Source organism: Synechococcus sp. W60.1, from assembly GCF_047461575.1.
GTDB lineage: Bacteria > Cyanobacteriota > Cyanobacteriia > Thermostichales > Thermostichaceae > Thermostichus.
Genome location: NZ_JANSHL010000001.1, coordinates 373,410 through 389,431 on the forward strand (window position 1 = coordinate 373,410; position 16,022 = coordinate 389,431).

Below are 16,022 nucleotides of genomic sequence, written 5' to 3' on the forward strand. Positions count from 1 at the left end.
AGACGCTGAAGTAGGGGGCCAATGGAGCGAAAAAAGGACTCCGTCCCGCTGGCGCGAAAGGCCTCCGTCCCGCTGGCGCGATGAGAGGCTAGGGAGCAACGACATAGCGATCTTGGGAGAGGCGCTCGTTACCCCGATACACGCTCACCTGCAAATGCTGGGGATCCAGCCGGTGCCCCTCTACACGGATGGGTGGGATCCTCAGGGCGTGGCGGGATCCCCGTCCCAGCACGGACACAATCAGGTTTGGGCCGCGGATCTGAACTCGTAGGCGCACCGGCCAGGGGAAAGGGTTGCGCAGCTTGAGGTCGGCCAAGCCGTACCAAACGGTGGCATCTAAGCCAGGGGGCACCGACTCTACCTGCCGGTAATGGGGGTGCCTCTCCACCACCTCCAGCCCTGCCAACAGAGCGGCATTGTAAAGGCTAGAGGACACCTGACAGATTCCTCCCCCAACCGAATCCAGGGTTTCGGCCACCATAAACACCGGCGCGGGCACATAGCCTCGTTCCAGGCTGCGCGGCCCCACCACTTGGTTGAAGGAAAAAATCACTTCTGCCTGTTCCCGTGAGCGTGTCGCAGGCATGATGTAAACTCCATCCAGGCTTTGGACGGCTCGGCGAATGTTGTGGAGTTGAGAAGGAGTGCGCTCCTGCAAAGAAGTAACGTATTGGCTTAGGGTTGTTGGCGTGGGATCCGTCCACCACAAGGCCAGAAGGGCCAGTAGCGCCCCCACCAGCACAGCCAACCTCCGCAGGTCAACCCTTCCTCTCACCTCACACCTTGCCCGTCAGAAGGGGTTTCAAGGACTCCGTCCGAGTAGCGCGAGCGGGCAGTTGGCGGGAACCGGTCGCAATCACCAGCTCTTGGGCGCGGGTACCTGCCGGCAACGTGCGGGATGGGCGTAGGGCCACCAGAGCAGAGCCTTGAGCATCCACCTGAAAGTCACCACAGTGGAGGAACTCGCCATTATCCAGCTTGAGCCAGAGGGAGTAGCGCTCCCCCGCCACCGGTTGGGGCAGATCCCGTGCGGCCAAGATAACCTCCTGCCAGTCTCCTGGGCGAAACAGCACATTGGCCGTCCCCACCTCCCCCTGCAAATGCACCAGACGGGATCCCGGCTGTTGCAGGAGATGAGACAATGCTCGCACCGGCTCTAACTGGGCTAGTTGCAGTGCTTGCCGCAGTCGCCAGTTGTCTAAGCTGAGCAGAACCAAAATTGCCGCCACCAAGCCTCCCAGCCAGCGCCACCCCACCCCAAAAGCAGGCAGTGGAGAGTGAAGGGGGACTGCCATCTCCTGCTCGCGTAAGCCGATAGCCCCCACCTCTGCCATCACCTTATCGCGCAAGCTGGCAGGCGGGAGTACTCCTGGCAATCCGTAGGGCAACAATTCCAAGGTTTCTTGCAAGGCTTGCAGTTCGGCCACCAGCCGAGGGTCTTGGGTTAGGCGTGCCTCTAGAGCACTCGCCTGCTCGGGAGACAAGTCCCCCAGCAGATAGCCGGCCAGTTCTTCCCGTTCCTCTGTTAAAGGGGGCGAGGTGGATAAGGACTCCGTCCCGCCGACGCGAAAGGACTCCGTCCCGCTAACGCGATCAGACATGGCCATCCCGACACCAGAACTCAACTCCAAACCTAGGACTCCGTCCCGCTAACGCGAAAGGACGCGGTCCCGCTAACGCGAGCAGAAACCCAGAAGGGCGCGCAGGGATCCCCGCAATTTGCAGAGAGCTTGGCGAGAGCGGGTCTTAACCGTCCCCAACGGGATCCCCAATTGGCGAGCAATGTCCGCCTGGCTCAACCCTTGGTAATAGAGCAACTCCAGGATCTGCCGTTGGTTTTCGGGCAATTGGCTGAGGGCCGCTTGCACCGCTTGCCGCCGCTCCTCGATGGAAACCTGCTCAAAAGGGAACCGAGTCTTGCTAAAGGACTCCGTCCCGCTAACGCGAACGGCGCTGAGAATGGTCTGCCAGCGTTTCAAAAGAAGTTGGTGGCTGCCCTGAGAACGCAGACGGTCAATGGCCCGCGAGCGGGTCAGGATGCACAAAAAACTGCTCAGGGATCCCCGCCGCTCGCGCGACTCGGACGGAGTCCTTGGATCACAGCCAACCTTGCGCCACAGCTCGACAAACACCTCCTGAGTCAGGTCTTCTGCCTCGGCCACGTGGCCCAGGATCTTGAAGGCCAGCCCATAGACCAAGCCGGCATAGCGATCGTAGAGCGCAGCCAGAGCAGCAGGTTGCCCCGCCTTGAGCGCTTCCATCAGCTCCCAATCGGCGCGGGATGACCAATCTCTCACCCGCTCACGCCAGCGGGACGGAGTCCCTGGTTGCTCACCCATGCTACACCCAGTTTCGCCCCACACAACTAGAGGATAAACCTGCCCGATCGCGCCAGCGGGACGGAGTCCTTAAGTCTACCCCCTCAGCCACGACGGGCCGCCCATTCCAGGCTGAGCAAGGCTGTGTTCACCAGCAAGGCCAGGGATCCCACCGCCAGGGATCCGGCCCAGATCTTGTCGTAGCGACCGGCCTGGGCAATGCCATCGAACAGCAGGGTTCCCAGTCCCCCTGCCCCAAACTTGGCGCCCACGGTGGCAATGGCAATGGCCACAATCGCCGCCAGCCGCAGCCCTGCCAAGACAATCGGCAGCATGAGCGGCACCTGCACCTGCCACCACCGTTGCCAGAGGTTCATCCCCATGCCCTTGGCCGCTTCCAGGATGGCAGGCTCGACCGAGCGCAGGCCCACGCAAAAATGGCGCACCAAGATCACCTGCGTGTAGATCACCATCGCCACCACCACCGAGCGGGCATTGAGGCCAAGCCAGGGCACCAACAAAATGATCAAAGCCAGGCTGGGCACTGTGTACAGGATGCTGAGGATCCCCATGACCAGCAGGGCCAACCAGCGCACGTGGTGAACCAGCAGAGCCAGCGGCACCGCCAGCACCACCGCCATGCCCAAGGTCATCCCCACCATCGCCAAATGCTCTTGGGTGAGCTGCCACATCAGGCCGGGGTGGTTGAGGAGATAGCTCACGCGGATCCCCCCTCCAGCATGGCCAAGCTGCGAATGTGATCCAAGGTCAAAACGCCGATGGCCCGCCCGTCTTCCCACACCGTCAGGGCTGCCGCCCCTGTGCGCAACAGCAGGGACAAGGCTTGCCGCAAAGTGGCCTGGGGCCTCACCATCGCTCCCTCTTGGATTTTGTGGTTGTGCGGGATCCCGGCCATCGCCGTTTCCACCCGCAGCACACTCAGTTGCCGCACCATGTCATCTGCCCCCAGCAGTTCCTTAACAAAGGGAGTAGCCGGTTGGGTGAGCAGCCGAAAGGGAGTGTCGAACTGCACCACCCGCCCCTTCTGCATCACCAAAATGCGATCCGCCAGGCGCAGCGCCTCCTCCACATCGTGGGAGACGAACAGGATGGTTTTTTTCAATTGCCGTTGCAGGCGCAGGATCTCCTCTTGCAGCTTGCTGCGGGTAATGGCGTCGATGGCCCCAAAGGGCTCGTCCATCAGCAGCAGCCCTGGATCCCCGGCCAGCGCCCGCGCCAGCCCCACCCGCTGCTGTTGTCCACCCGACAGTTGGGCAGGGTAGCGGTGGCGGTACTCGTGGGGGGGCAAATTAACCAAGCTGAGCAGCTCGTCCACCCGCTCGCGGATGCGCTCCTTCGGCCACCCCAAAAGTCGCGGCACTACCGCCACATTCTGGGCCACCGTCATGTGGGGAAACAGCCCCGATTGCTGGATAACATAGCCGATCCGCTGCCTCAGAGCCGTGATGGGAAACTGGCGGATATCCCGCCCGTCCAAGCGAATCTGCCCCTGGGTGGGATCCAGCAAGCGATTCACCATTTTCAGAAGGGTGGTTTTGCCGCAGCCAGAAGGCCCCAAAATGACCACCAACTGGCCCGACTCCACGGAAAAACTGCACTCGTCCACAGCCGGCTGGGAACTGTGGGGAAAGCGCAGCGACACCCGCTCGAACTCAACGGTGCTCACCTCAGGGCCTCGTGCAAGGGCAAGATTATTTCTTCAGGATGCCGGCTTCCACCAAGAAGGCTCTGGCCACCTCCGCCGGCTCCTTGCGGTTGCCGCTCACCTCGTAGTTCAACCGCTGCATCACCTCATCCGTCAGCAGAGGGGAGAGGGCATTCAAAGCAGCGGCAATGCCGGGGTTGGCCTCTAGGGTGTCCTTGCGCACCACCGGCGCCACCTGGTAGGGGGGGAAAAGCTGCTTGTCATCCTCCAGCAGCACCAGGTCAAAGGCGGCAATTTCTCCATCGGTGCCGAAGGCCACTGCCACATCCGCTTCCCCATTGACCAAGCCCTGGTAGCGGAGGCCGGGATCCACTGCTTTGTAGGCCTTGAGCCGGAAATTACCGTAGACGGCTTGGATCCCAGGTAGGCCATCCTCGCGGGCTTGAAACTCCGGCGGCCCGATCATCACCAGCTCGCCCGCTTTGGCCACCATGTCCGAGATGGTGGCGATGCCCAGCTCAGCCGCTCTAGTTCGGGTCATGGCCAGGGCCTGAGTGTTGTTCATGGGGGCGGGATCCAGCCAAATCAATCGGAACCGGCTCTCGTACTCGCGGGCCACCGTCGCGTACACCTCTGCCGGGTCGCCGCTGGTGGGCAGTTTAAGCACCGTCAGCAGGCCGGTGCCGGTGTACTCGGGGTAGAGATCGATCTCGCCGCTCAACAAGCCCGCATGGGCTACCGGTGTTCCGCCCAGGTTGAGCTTGCGCTCCACCGTGAACCCTGCCGCCTCCAGGGCTAAGGCGTACATTTCCCCCAAAATAAACTGCTCGGTAAAGTCCTTGGAGCCGACGGTAATGGGCTTGGCGAGGCCCCCTAAGGACTCCGTCCCGCTGGCGCGATGGGGAGTGAGAACAAGAACCGCCAGCCCCGACAGGGCCAGCAAAGCCAAGCGACGAGTGGTTTTCAGCATAGGCAAGGGGAGAAGGGATCCCAGGCTAATGACAAGAGGCCCTGCCGAGAGCGTTCCGGCCTGGGCCAGGAAGTTTCGACTGTTAAGTCACCATTAAACCATTATTTTCCCTGAGCCGTAACTGCAAGAACCAACCGTAGAGATCGCCAGTACGGTCACTGCAAGTTGGTTTGAAATAGCCCAAGTGTAAGGACTCCGTCCCGCTGGCGCGATGAGAACAACCCTGCTGTGTCGCTGGGGTCAAGGACTCCGTCCCGCTGGCGCGATCAGCCTCCGCTGGGGGCCGGGAAAGAGCCTGTTACCGCGCGGATCTTCTGTCTCCGCCCGGCTCGCTCGATCTCCAGCTCCAGGGTGCTGCCCACCTCAGTGCGCTCCACCTCCTGTTGCACCTGATCGGCTGTGGTTACGGCACGACCATTGATGGAGAGAATGACATCCCCAGACCGCAGCCCTGCCCGTTCCGCTGGGGATCCCTGGATGACTTCGCCAATCAGTACACCCTGATCCACCGTTATCAAAATGCGGCTATTGGGATCCTGGTTGAGGCGCTCCTTCAGCTCTGGAGTCAGCGTGAGCATGCGGATGCCCAGGTAGGGGTGATCCACCTTGCCGCGAGTGATCAACTGATTGGCCACCCGCTGGGCCGTCTCAATGGGGATGGCGAAGCCCAACCCTTGCGCTCCCTGGATGATGGCGGTGTTCACCCCTATCACCTCCCCTTGAGCGTTGAGCAGCGGGCCGCCGGAGTTGCCGGGGTTAATGGCCGCATCCGTTTGGATAAAAGATACCCGCTTGTCAGGCACCCGAATCTCCCCGCTGGAACGGCCCAAAGCGCTGATGATCCCAGCCGTAACGGTGTTATCCAAACCCAGGGGGTTGCCGATGGCAATGGCCCAATGGCCCGGCTCCAGGGTTTCCGAGCGCCCCAGCTTCACGGTCGGCAGGTTCTGGGCGTTGATCTTCACCACGGCGATGTCCGTAACCGGATCCGAACCGATTACCTGCCCATCAAAGCTGCGGGTATCCTTGAGCGTCACCGTTACCTTGTCGGATCCCTCGACCACATGGGCATTGGTGATGATCTGGCCGTCTGGGCTGATGATGAACCCAGAGCCGGTTCCCTGCTGTCGCCGCTGCCGAGGGATGGAAGGGATCGCTTGGCCAAAGAAATCCCGGAAAAAGGGATCGCTGAAAAACTCCTCCGGAAAAGGGGCAGGGGCGCGCACCGTCCGCTCAGCATCGATGCGAACCACCGCCGGCCCCACCTTTTGCGCCACATCGGCGATGAAATTCAGGTTCAGTTGGGGCGGAGTTGCCGTCGTCTGGGCAGATACCCCCTTGCCCCCCACCAGAGCCGCTCCCAGCCCAATGCCCAGCAGCACCAGCAGCACTGACGAGAGAAGAGACTTCCAAGTGGAGATGGCAAAAGGCTGGAAAGAGGATTGAGCAGGTTGGGCGGAAGCTTCTGACCCGGGAGAGGGCTGGCCCGGCATGGATGTTCTGCGCTTCATAGCTACAAGAAGAGGGTTGGGATGCTGCAAGACTTCGGCCCCACGCAGGGGGAGAAACCTAGGGCCTAATCTAACATGGACAGCAGGGATCCCAGAGTGGGCAACCCTAGCGTTTTTCCGTACTTCTATCTGGAGCGAAGAGCAGCGGAATCTGCTCACCTGAGGTAGCCCATTTCCATTCAGTTGGCTTTGATCAAGATAGGTAAAAGATAGGTAAGGCCCGAAAGGCTCCCGGTTTTGTCCGGTTTGCAGCTAGCGTAGGAATGATGAATGGGGGTAAGACCATGACCAACCCAGCCAGCCGCCTGTTGGCTCCTCTGCTTGGCGGATTGCTCTCAGCGCAGATGGCCGCCCCAGTTTTGGCCCAAATGGGGCCCTTGCCACCACCGCCTGCCGGTGAGGGATGGCGTCCTGTGAATCCTCGCCCCCTTCCCCCTGGCCCTCAACCCCTGCAACCTGGCCAGCCCTTTCAACTGCAAACCACGTTGCTATTGCGCTCTGGGGATCTGATCCAGGCGGTGCATCGCTCCCCAGAAACCCTCTTGATTGCCCCTGGGGAAACCCGCGCCGTCAGCCTTAGCTTGGATACCCCTCTGCGGGACATCTACGGCAACACGGTCGTCCCGGCGGGGGCCGTTTTGGAAGGCCAATTTCAGCCGGTGAGCGGCGGCACCCAGTTTGTCTCGCGGGCTTTGATTTTCAACGGCCAATCCTACCCCCTCTACGCTCAGAGCCAGGTTATCCCGCTGCGCAAGGATCCCCGCCACACTTCCGGGGAAGCGATTGTGCAAGATGCCTTGATTGGGGCAGCCGCAGGAGCGATTTTGGGGGGCCTCTTCGGCGACCGGGTGATCTCGACGGAGAAAGTGCTGGGCGGAGCGGCGGCAGGGGCTGTCATCGGCAATGTGACGGCACCGGAAGTGGCGGTGATCGACGCCAATGCCAACTTGACGCTGACGGTCACCCAAGATTTTCAGCCCTACCTGCCCTAGCGAGCTTCTGAAAACAGCTCTGGCCAGGGATCCCTTTCTAGGGACTGGCCGTGAGCCGATCCAAAATCTCCTCGTGGGAGAGGCCCTTGCGCACCCATTCCTCGCAGTGGTGCAGCCGCTGAGCCGTGCCGATGAGGAAGCGGTTGAGGTCGGCCCCTAGGGATTCGCAGGTGGTCTGCACGCAGATGAGATCCCGCCCCGAAAGCAATGAGAAGAGGCTGGCCAGCATTCCCGCCTCCAAATATCCGGCAGGCTCTCGCCGTGCAGAAGGTTCCTCCGGGTTGAAGCTGGCGCGAGCGGCCAGGGCAAACCCGGAATGGCGGATCCCGGCCTGAACCAAGCCGTGGTCGGCGGCGGAAAAATCCAGCTCCAGGCGTCCCCAACCGTGGGTGGCCCAGAGGTCGCTGAGGGCATCCAGGAAGATCCCCATCGGCAATTCCTGCAGCGGCTGCTGGTAGTAGCCGGAAAGCTCGTCTTCAATACGGCGGAAAAACGCCTCTCCCCAATCGCGGCCACAGTTGTAGAGAATGACGCGGGTGGCTTGGCCAGTTTCATAGCGCAGGCCGGAGTAGAGAGCTTCCAGCAGGGGCATGGGAAAGGCCGCCAAGCGGTATCCTCCGCGGCTGTAGAGCAGTCCGGTGTGGATGTCAGGGCGGATGTAGTAGGCAGGGCTAAAGCAGTGCCCAGGCAAGATCTGGTCTTGCAGAATCTCTTGCAGGGTAGTCATGGCTATCTCACAGGGGGATGGACGGATTTGAGGGCGGCTGGAACTTGGCCTTTTGGAGTGAAGGGATGAATGTCCGGTGGATTGGCAAAACTAGGGAATCCATTGAGGGCGAATGGACTCAGTTAACCAGCATGGATTTGGCCAAAAGCAGATAAGGGCGGATCATTTCGCTCTCTTCTGCTCCAAAGATGTGGGTCAGGGAGTCGAGCATCAACTTGTAGGCGGGCTGGCAGTGGTCGCGCATCTTGAAGGATTTCAGGATCGTCTCCAGCCAGTAGAGCAATTTATCCCTCAGGTAGTCTTCGTCGTTGAGCAGCATGGCCATGCAGCAGTAGCGCCACACCATGCTCAGATCCCGGCGGCAGCGCTCCCAGGCCAGGTGACCATGCTGGCGGATTAAATTCGGCATCATCGGCTGAAACTTCTCCATCACCCGATCCAGCAGCTCTTGTTCTTTGGCCTGCAGAACCTGGTAAAGGCGGACCCGCTTCGGGATCCCTTCCACGTAGGCGTGTAGAGTTTTCAACTCATCTGGGCGCAGATAGCGGCCTTCGCTTTGTTGCATCAGCTCGGCAACCCTTGAATTCATAGATAGAGCCTCCTTCAGTGGGCTTCACACAAACATTTCCGCCAAGGTGAGAGCCCTCTCCGGCGGAACTGTGGGCAGGTCAACCTCCATCTCAGAAGAAGAAGGGGAAGGAGATTGGGCCTGAGAAGTGGCGCAGACAGCTTGTAGCTCTTGCCAGTAGGGGGCAAGCAAACCCTGCTGATCCGCCGGCAGGGATCCCTGAACCACTGCCCGTAGCTGAGCGAGCGCTTGCGGCAACCCTAGGTACTGTTCCATCGCACCAAGAGTTACCTGCTGCACAGGGGTGGGATCCCCTATCAACAGGCTCAGGCCCAGGGAGCGCAAGCAAAAGGCCAATTGACGAGCCAAGAGGCGCTGAGCCGGGGTTAGAGAAGGTTCTGCCCCCTCTCTGGCGGGATTGCTGCTGGGCAACGCTGTCGCGACGGGGGTTGGCCCCTGCTGTTGCAAAACCTTTTGGATCCAGGTCAGCTCTTGCTGTTGTAAGACTTGGTAGAGCTCCAGCCGTTCTTCAAAAGAGAGCGAGTAACGAATCAGGTCTTGCAGATCGTCGGGTGTTAGGTAACCCCCTTCTCGATCGGCAATGCGCTCCGGCCAAGAGTGAAGGTCATCCATGGGTGAAGTCTCCTTAAAAACAGAGGGCAAAACAAAACCGAGATCCCTGAACAAACCAGAGCTAGAGCAAAGCTCCGCCAAACAAAGCGGCAAAATCCTCAAGAGTAAAGGGATCCTCCGCTGGCAATTCCGGCAGCGGCTCTGAGCGTGGGCGGATGCCCGACCAATTGAAGCCGGCAAAAAACTGTCCCACCGATTGGGCAAAGAGCATGGGGGACTGCGGCGGCGGCTCTTGAGCAAAGGGAGCCTTGGCCGGGGGTCGGTTATCCCAGTTCAACCCCTGCAAAAAGACCGCCAGGGGCTGGGTTAAGTCCAGATCGGTGTCTAAGTTGAAGGTGACCATGGGCGTTTCTCCAAAGTGTCGAGGGATCCCAGAGAGCCTTCAAAAGCCACAAGCAAGCCTCACAACTGGTGCAAACGCTGCTCGATCTCGCGGGCGCTGGCCCCTTCGGTGATCCAAAAATTGGCGGCATCAATGCGTTCTTGCCCGCCCAACAGGAACTTGCAGTAGGTTTCCCCCATGGCGTAGCACTGGATCTCGATGCAGGCCAGCTCGCGGGAAGTCATAGCGGTGAAAAACCCGGCAAATAGCCCGGCATAGAGATGACAAACCGGCTTGCCCACATCCCCAAGGGTGCGAGCCACCATCGAGTCAAACAAGTTGATAAACAGGAAGCCTTTTTGTTTGGATTCGGTTTCCACCTCCCACTTGCCCCAGCCCTGAGCCGTAAAAGGCCACCACCAAGTCTCCAGCAAAAACAAAAGGTTGGACTGTTTTACGCCAATCCCATACTCCCGCTCGTACCACTCGGAGAAGTGCTTGGCATCGCGGATGCCCCAATCTCTGCCAATGGTGTACATCACCGCCGCCGAAGCATCTCCCACTTCCCGTTCCAGGCCTGTTTGCAAGCCCACAATAAAGTCTTCGCTGAGCAGGAGATTTTGCGTGTTGTTCCAGTCGATGATCGTGCCCTGATCTCGGTTGAAGCGGAAGAAATCGCGGTAACTGTAGTGGGCATGCTTGTCGCGGCCCACAGGCATGGTGACTGCAGGACGGGGATCCGGTCGAGATGTGGTGGCCATGGCGCTCTCCTGACAAAAAACAGATGAGTCTAGATCGCGATGCAACAGGATTCGGTGGGATTTAAGGGATCGATAATCGAGTCAGACGATGCAAATGGGCCAATGAGCCAATGAAATGAATAGCTAAACATTTGATAAACTTAGTCGGCTATTCGAGGGATCCAACATTGTTCAACTCTTGTTTGATTGTTTATAAAACAACACCTGCCGAGCTCAAGGGATCCCTGAACATCGACAATCCATCAAACTTCCCGAGTTTGGGCAAGTGTACTGCCGATGATGCGGAAATCTTCATTTTCTAGCTGCTTAACGGTAGAGCGAGTGATGATCTTGCCCTGCTCCACCAAAACCCTCCCCGTCCGTGGGTGCAGCAGGTCTTGTTCGGCCCGCCGACCGATGAGCACTTCGATATCCCTCAGCGAGTTCACGTACATCCCCGGCGGCAGCTCCACCACCACGCCATCGGAAACCACCCTGGCCTGGCAGGCCAGACGAGAATTGCTGCGGGCGCTGGTGATCACTTCCAGAGTTTTTGCTTCGCGGGGGGTGATGGGGGTGAGACTATCCATCCCCTCTTTCACGTAAACATGACAGGTGGCACAGATGCCGCGACCACTACATTCCCGCGAGACATGCAGCTCCTCCGACAAAATAGCCGACAGAAGATTGCTGTAGGTATCGACCTCTGAGACGCGAGATAAAGGCTCTAGCCGGATTTGTTTAACCATAGATGGGATCCAAACGCTAAGGGCAGGCAAGAAACCCCGGCGGGCAAGATCTACTGCAAAAGCAACGCAAACAAATCACAACAATTAACTCCCTTCCCTGCAGTCCTTCTGCAGGTCTACGGCAACACCTGATTTCCCAGTCGATTAAAGTTAAATGTAGGTCACCTCAGATGATGAGTCCCGCACAAGCAACTCTGGGGAAGGCTATATTCTTTACTTTATTTTGGATTTGGATGAGGTCATCTTGGATGAAAATGTCATAATCCTTAACTACGGATAAACACGGAATCTTTTTATCGCCCAGAAAGCCACAAAGTGAAATCACGTAAATCAGAGCCAACGACAATCCTTTTGTAAATATTTATCGCGGATCTACGTCGGTTGTTCTATCGTCAAGGTAAATCTCAAGTAGGCTCTTCATAGTCTTTTGTTGGCAGTTTTGTTGCAGAGGGATGTGCTGAAGTCCGCCGTAAAAGCGTATCGAGCCATTTGCTATTCCCTTCATAATTTCTTTAAAGTAGTCCCCCATTTTGTCTGTAAATCGATCTTTTCTGTTTTTGTTGGCTTCGTCGATTGGGAGCTAGGGTTATGGAATCGCGCCAGCGCCGGCAGGATCCGCAAACGTTGCAAAACCTGTTGCGGGCCGCCTATCAGCAGCTTTTGGAACGCCAGCCCTACCAGCACGAGAAAGCGGGAGAACTGGAGAAAATCGAGCAGGACTTTCTCCGCGGGCGGATTGGGATCAAACGTTTGGTTCGTCAAATCGGGGGATCCTGTCTTTATCAGCGGCTGTTTTTCAGTGCCGGCTGCAACACCCGCTGTGTAGAGCAGGGCTTCAAGCACTTTTTGGGACGGGCCCCGGCCAGCAAAGCTGAGGTGGCCACCTACCACGATATTCTGGTGCATCACGGCTTTCAGGCCATGGTCAATGCCTTTATCGACTCGGAGGAGTACCGCCACCAGTTCGGCAACGACCATCTGCCCCACCCCCGCCAACGGCTGAGCGGCCACCCACCTTTGGCCTACTTGCTGACAAACCAAATGCACCGGCGCCACGGGCTGGGGATACAGGGATCCCCGCTTTTGCACAGTTTGGCGGCGATGGAAGTGGGGATCCCTTAGGCAGTGGGGCCGGGGAGGAAGTCGAGGGTATAGGCTTGGCGAACCTCCAGACCCGCTGCGCCGATCCCCAGGGCCACCATCTCCTGAAAGTAGGTTTGCCAGCGCTGGTGGGTCATGGCGCCGATCCCCAGCGTGGCGGCATCTCCACTGGTGAGAAGGCCGTAGTCTTTTAGGGCTTGGTGGGCGTAGGCCAGGAGGGCCTCGCTCATGTTGGGGTTGTCTTGGCGGATGAGGCGATTGCCGGGGCGGGGATCCTCTAGGTAGCTCTGCCAGCCCTGGATGGAGGCAGCTACAAATTTTCGCACCTGCTCCGGGTGCTGTTCGGCAAAGGGGCGGGTGGTCTCCAGGGTGGTGGCGTAGGGGGAATAGCCGTAGTCGGCCAGCAGAAAAACGACGGGATCAAAGCCCCCCTCCTGGCGCACGCGGAAGGGCTCGGAGGTCACATAGCCCTGCTGGGCAGAAGACTTGTCCAGCAAGAAGGGCGTGAGGCTGAGGTTGTAGGGGCGCTTCTGCTCGTCGGTAAAGCCAAATTTGGCCCGCAAAAAAGGCCAGTAGGTGAGGTTGGCCCCCGGTGACACCCAGATGGGCTTGCCCCGCAGGTCTTCCAGGCGCTCGATGCCCACCCCTGGATGGGCCAAGAGACACTGGGGATCCTTCTGGAAAAAGGCGGCCACGGTGAGAACAGGGATCCCAGCTTGCAGAGCCGCCAGAGCGTCGGGGCTGCCGCCGAGCACAAAATCTGCCGCTCCCCCGGCTAGCAGTTGCAGCACGTTAACCGCCGTTCCCCCCATGCGGATTTCCACCTGCAGACCGTAGTCGGCGTAGATGCCGGTGGCCAGGGCTTGGTAAAAGCCGCCGTGTTCGGCCTGGGCGTACCAGTTGGTGACCAGTCGCAAGGGCCCGGATCTGGCCGAAGAGGGGCGGGAGCCCGCTCCTACTGCTAGCAGAGCAGCTCCACTGGCCAAAAAACGCCGCCGCGGCCAAGGCTCTGGAGTTACACCGGACATAGGCAGGGATCCTCAGGCGGCCACGCTTTCAGTATCTCGCAAGTAGACCAGTTTTTCCTCAGGCTGGCCACCCCTTGGAAGAGGAGCTGTTGGGAGGCGTCTTCGATTTATATTTGCAAAGCAAGCGGGATCCCCTTCTTACAAGGGGCAAGATCGACATTCCAAGGGGTAGGGCATGGGCAAGGTGTATCTAGTGGGGGCAGGGCTGGGCGGGCGGGCGGGCCTGACGCAGGGAGCACTGGAGATCCTACGGCAGGCTGAGGCTATCTGGATCGACGAGCTGGTGGATGAGCGCTTGTTGGCAGAGTTGCCGCCGCAGGCGCAGGTGTGGCGACGCTCTGGGCCAGGAAGCCTCCAGGAGGGCATCCACTGGCTCATCCAGCGCTGCCGAGAAGGCAAACAGGTGGTTCACCTCAAGTCAGGGGATCCCTTGATCTTTGGCCGCGCTCGCGAGGAGATCCAAGCCCTTAGGGAGGCGGGCTGTCCCTTTGAGATTTGGCCGGGGTTGTCGTCGGCCCTGGCTGGCCCCCTCTGGGCAGGGATCCCCCTGACCGATAAGCACTTAAGCCGCGTTTTTGCCGTGCTGACTGCCCACGATCTAGAGGCCTTGCCCTGGAGCGCCCTGGCCCAGTTGGATACTTTGGTGATTTTGATGGGATCCCGGCAGCGACAGCACATTGGCGCACGGCTGGTGGAGTCTGGGATCCCGGCAGACCGACCGGTGGCCTTGATCTGGGGGGCGGGGCAAGCAGAGCAGCAGGTGTGGGTGGGCACCTTGGCCGAGCTGCAGCAGGGGGAGAGTCAGGCAAAGTTGCCGGGCCTACTGGTGGTTGGGGAGGTGGTGCGGCTGCGGCAGGACTTTTTGCCGGGGATCCCACCCTTGCCGCCACCGGCTCCTTTGGCAGGCAAGACGGTGCTGGTTACCCGTTCCGAGGGGCAATCGCCAGCTTTTTGTGAGTTGCTGCAGGCCCAGGGGGCGCGGGTGCTGGAGATGCCGACCCTGGTGATCCAGCCGCCCACGAGCTGGGATCCCTTGGATACAGCCATTGCCAACCTGGAACAATTCGACTGGCTGCTGCTGACCTCTGCCAATGGAGTGCAGGCTTTCTTTGAGCGGCTGCAGCGGCAGGGGCGAGATAGCCGAGCACTCCACTCCCTGCAAGTGGCGGTGGTGGGATCCAAAACCGCTTCCGTGCTGGCCCAGTACGGCATTCGCCCGGATCTGATGCCCTCCGAGTTTGTGGCCGAAGCCCTGCTACCCATTTGGCCGCAGCCAGTGCAGGGGCAGCGCATCCTCTTTCCCCGCGTTGAGTCAGGAGGGCGGGAGGAGCTGGTACAGGGGTTGCGGCAGCGAGGAGCAGAGGTGGTGGAGGTGGCCGCCTATCAGTCCGCCTGTCCAGCAGCAGCGGATCCCCAGGTCCTGGAAGCTCTTAAAGCCCACCAGGTGGACATCCTCACCTTTGCCAGCTCCAAGACAGTACAGCATTTTGCCCACTTGATCCAGCAGGCAGGGCTAGGCCCTGAGATCTGGGATCCACCCGTGCAGATTGCCGCCATTGGCCCCAAGACGGCCGCAACCTGCAAGGCTGCATTTGGTCGAGTGGACATCGCAGCCCAGGAGTATACTTTGGAAGGATTGGTGGAAGCCCTCATCCAAGCGACCAACCGTTCTACCTAGCCTTTTCAGGCCGTTCGCGGTAGCGGTGCAGAGTACCCAGGTGCTCCTCATAGTGAGCCCCCATCAGCCAAACGGAACTCTCCTGGCCCGGCATCCCAAGCAGATACACCCAGACACCATGTGGCAGACGGCCAAGCTCTACGAAGACATTCTTTACGAAAAAACGGATGGCATTGCCAAGATCACCATCAACCGTCCCCACAAGCGCAACGCCTTCCGCCCCAAGACCATTGCCGAGCTGATTGATGCGTTTGCCGATGTGCGAGAGGATCCCAGGATTGGAGTAGTGCTCTTAACAGGCGCCGGGCCCCATACCGATGGGAAGTATGCCTTCTGCGCCGGCGGGGATCAAAGCGTACGGGGCGAGGCCGGTTACCTGGATGAGGCCGGGATCCCTCGTCTCAATGTGCTGGATCTGCAGCGCATCATCCGCTCTTTGCCCAAGGTGGTGATTGCCCTGGTGGCAGGCTACGCCATCGGGGGTGGCCATGTTTTGCACCTCATCTGCGACCTGACCATTGCCGCCGACAACGCCATCTTTGGGCAAACCGGCCCCAGAGTAGGCAGCTTCGATGGGGGCTTTGGGGCCGCCTACCTAGCGCGGGTGGTGGGGCAAAAAAAAGCCCGCGAGATTTGGTTCCTCTGCCGCCAATACACCGCAGCCCAAGCCCTAGAGATGGGTCTGGTCAATGCCGTGGTGCCGGTGGAAGAGCTGGAAGCTGAAGGGATCCGCTGGGCGCAAGAGATTCTCCAGCACAGCCCCTTGGCCATCCGCTGCCTCAAAGCCGCCTTCAACGCCGACTGCGATGGGCAGGTGGGGCTGCAGGAGCTGGCCGGAGATGCGACGTTGCTGTTCTACATGACCGAAGAAGCTGCTGAGGGCAAACGCGCCTTTTTGGAAAAGCGCCCACCTAACTTTCGCCAGTTTCCCTGGCTACCTTAGATAGTTTCCATTAATTCCACTTCCCCGAAGGGAAGCGACTGCCTATCTACTCTTTTTACTCCTGCTCTTAGCCTTC

18 protein-coding genes are annotated in these 16,022 nt (G+C 59.7%); 4 read left to right on the forward strand and 14 right to left on the reverse strand.

Features of this window, described 5'->3' with window-relative positions:
* Positions 1-88 precede the first annotated feature (88 nt).
* The 7 genes from NW805_RS01710 to NW805_RS01740 all read right to left on the reverse strand — a co-directional run bounded on the left by NW805_RS01710 (position 89) and on the right by NW805_RS01740 (position 6,465).
* Positions 89-742 (reverse strand): VanW family protein, encoded by a 654-nt coding sequence (locus NW805_RS01710; RefSeq protein ID WP_414421491.1) that lies wholly within the window; start codon positions 740-742, stop codon positions 89-91.
* A 34-nt stretch (positions 743-776) separates the two neighbouring features.
* Positions 777-1,601 (reverse strand): anti-sigma factor domain-containing protein, encoded by an 825-nt coding sequence (locus tag NW805_RS01715; protein ID WP_414421434.1) that lies wholly within the window; start codon positions 1,599-1,601, stop codon positions 777-779.
* 72 nt (positions 1,602-1,673) lie between these two features.
* The gene (locus NW805_RS01720) at positions 1,674-2,339 is read right to left on the reverse strand and encodes a sigma-70 family RNA polymerase sigma factor (protein ID WP_414421435.1); all 666 of its coding nucleotides are present in this window, start codon (positions 2,337-2,339) and stop codon (positions 1,674-1,676) included.
* A gap of 83 nt (positions 2,340-2,422) precedes the next feature.
* Complete coding sequence (locus NW805_RS01725; protein ID WP_414421436.1) at positions 2,423-3,040, reverse strand: ABC transporter permease; 618 nt, start codon at positions 3,038-3,040, stop codon at positions 2,423-2,425.
* Positions 3,037-4,005 (reverse strand): ABC transporter ATP-binding protein, encoded by a 969-nt coding sequence (locus tag NW805_RS01730; protein WP_414421437.1) that lies wholly within the window; start codon positions 4,003-4,005, stop codon positions 3,037-3,039. Before NW805_RS01730 ends, NW805_RS01725 begins: the two co-directional genes overlap by 4 nt.
* Before the next feature lie 25 nt (positions 4,006-4,030).
* Positions 4,031-4,954, reverse strand: a complete 924-nt coding sequence (locus NW805_RS01735; RefSeq protein ID WP_414421492.1) for a glycine betaine ABC transporter substrate-binding protein — start codon at positions 4,952-4,954, stop codon at positions 4,031-4,033.
* Positions 4,955-5,220: 266 nt separating this feature from the next.
* A complete protein-coding gene (locus NW805_RS01740) occupies positions 5,221-6,465 on the reverse strand; it encodes an HhoA/HhoB/HtrA family serine endopeptidase (RefSeq protein ID WP_414421438.1) in 1,245 nt (414 codons plus the stop codon).
* A gap of 284 nt (positions 6,466-6,749) precedes the next feature.
* Between NW805_RS01740 and NW805_RS01745 the strand changes: the two genes are divergently transcribed.
* Complete coding sequence (locus NW805_RS01745) at positions 6,750-7,457, forward strand: hypothetical protein (protein ID WP_414407806.1); 708 nt, start codon at positions 6,750-6,752, stop codon at positions 7,455-7,457.
* A 37-nt stretch (positions 7,458-7,494) separates the two neighbouring features.
* On the opposite strand, the gene NW805_RS01750 is transcribed toward NW805_RS01745, so the two are convergent.
* From NW805_RS01750 to NW805_RS01775, 6 genes are all read right to left on the reverse strand, one after another.
* Entirely contained in the window at positions 7,495-8,184 is a 690-nt protein-coding gene (locus NW805_RS01750; RefSeq protein ID WP_414421439.1) for a V4R domain-containing protein, read from the reverse strand.
* 118 nt (positions 8,185-8,302) lie between these two features.
* A complete protein-coding gene (locus NW805_RS01755; protein WP_414421440.1) occupies positions 8,303-8,773 on the reverse strand; it encodes a phycobilisome protein in 471 nt (156 codons plus the stop codon).
* A 24-nt stretch (positions 8,774-8,797) separates the two neighbouring features.
* Positions 8,798-9,385 (reverse strand): hypothetical protein, encoded by a 588-nt coding sequence (locus NW805_RS01760; RefSeq protein WP_414421441.1) that lies wholly within the window; start codon positions 9,383-9,385, stop codon positions 8,798-8,800.
* Positions 9,386-9,446: 61 nt separating this feature from the next.
* A complete protein-coding gene (locus tag NW805_RS01765; RefSeq protein WP_414421442.1) occupies positions 9,447-9,728 on the reverse strand; it encodes a hypothetical protein in 282 nt (93 codons plus the stop codon).
* A gap of 59 nt (positions 9,729-9,787) precedes the next feature.
* Positions 9,788-10,468 (reverse strand): V4R domain-containing protein, encoded by a 681-nt coding sequence (locus NW805_RS01770; protein WP_011432222.1) that lies wholly within the window; start codon positions 10,466-10,468, stop codon positions 9,788-9,790.
* Between the two features lie 242 nt (positions 10,469-10,710).
* On the reverse strand, positions 10,711-11,196 hold the full coding sequence (locus tag NW805_RS01775; RefSeq protein WP_414421443.1) for a 2Fe-2S iron-sulfur cluster-binding protein: 486 nt from the start codon (positions 11,194-11,196) through the stop codon (positions 10,711-10,713).
* A gap of 588 nt (positions 11,197-11,784) precedes the next feature.
* On the opposite strand from NW805_RS01775, the gene NW805_RS01780 reads away from it, so the two are divergent.
* Positions 11,785-12,318, forward strand: coding sequence for a phycobilisome rod-core linker polypeptide (locus NW805_RS01780; RefSeq protein ID WP_414421444.1), 534 nt, complete (start codon positions 11,785-11,787; stop codon positions 12,316-12,318).
* On the opposite strand, the gene NW805_RS01785 is transcribed toward NW805_RS01780, so the two are convergent.
* Positions 12,315-13,325 (reverse strand): ABC transporter substrate-binding protein, encoded by a 1,011-nt coding sequence (locus NW805_RS01785; protein ID WP_414421445.1) that lies wholly within the window; start codon positions 13,323-13,325, stop codon positions 12,315-12,317. The genes NW805_RS01780 and NW805_RS01785 overlap by 4 nt on opposite strands.
* A 175-nt stretch (positions 13,326-13,500) precedes the next feature.
* Between NW805_RS01785 and cobA the strand changes: the two genes are divergently transcribed.
* A complete protein-coding gene (gene cobA, locus NW805_RS01790; protein WP_414421446.1) occupies positions 13,501-15,003 on the forward strand; it encodes a uroporphyrinogen-III C-methyltransferase in 1,503 nt (500 codons plus the stop codon).
* 118 nt (positions 15,004-15,121) lie between these two features.
* Positions 15,122-15,946, forward strand: a complete 825-nt coding sequence (gene menB, locus NW805_RS01795; RefSeq protein ID WP_011432215.1) for a 1,4-dihydroxy-2-naphthoyl-CoA synthase — start codon at positions 15,122-15,124, stop codon at positions 15,944-15,946.
* Positions 15,947-16,022 lie beyond the last annotated feature (76 nt).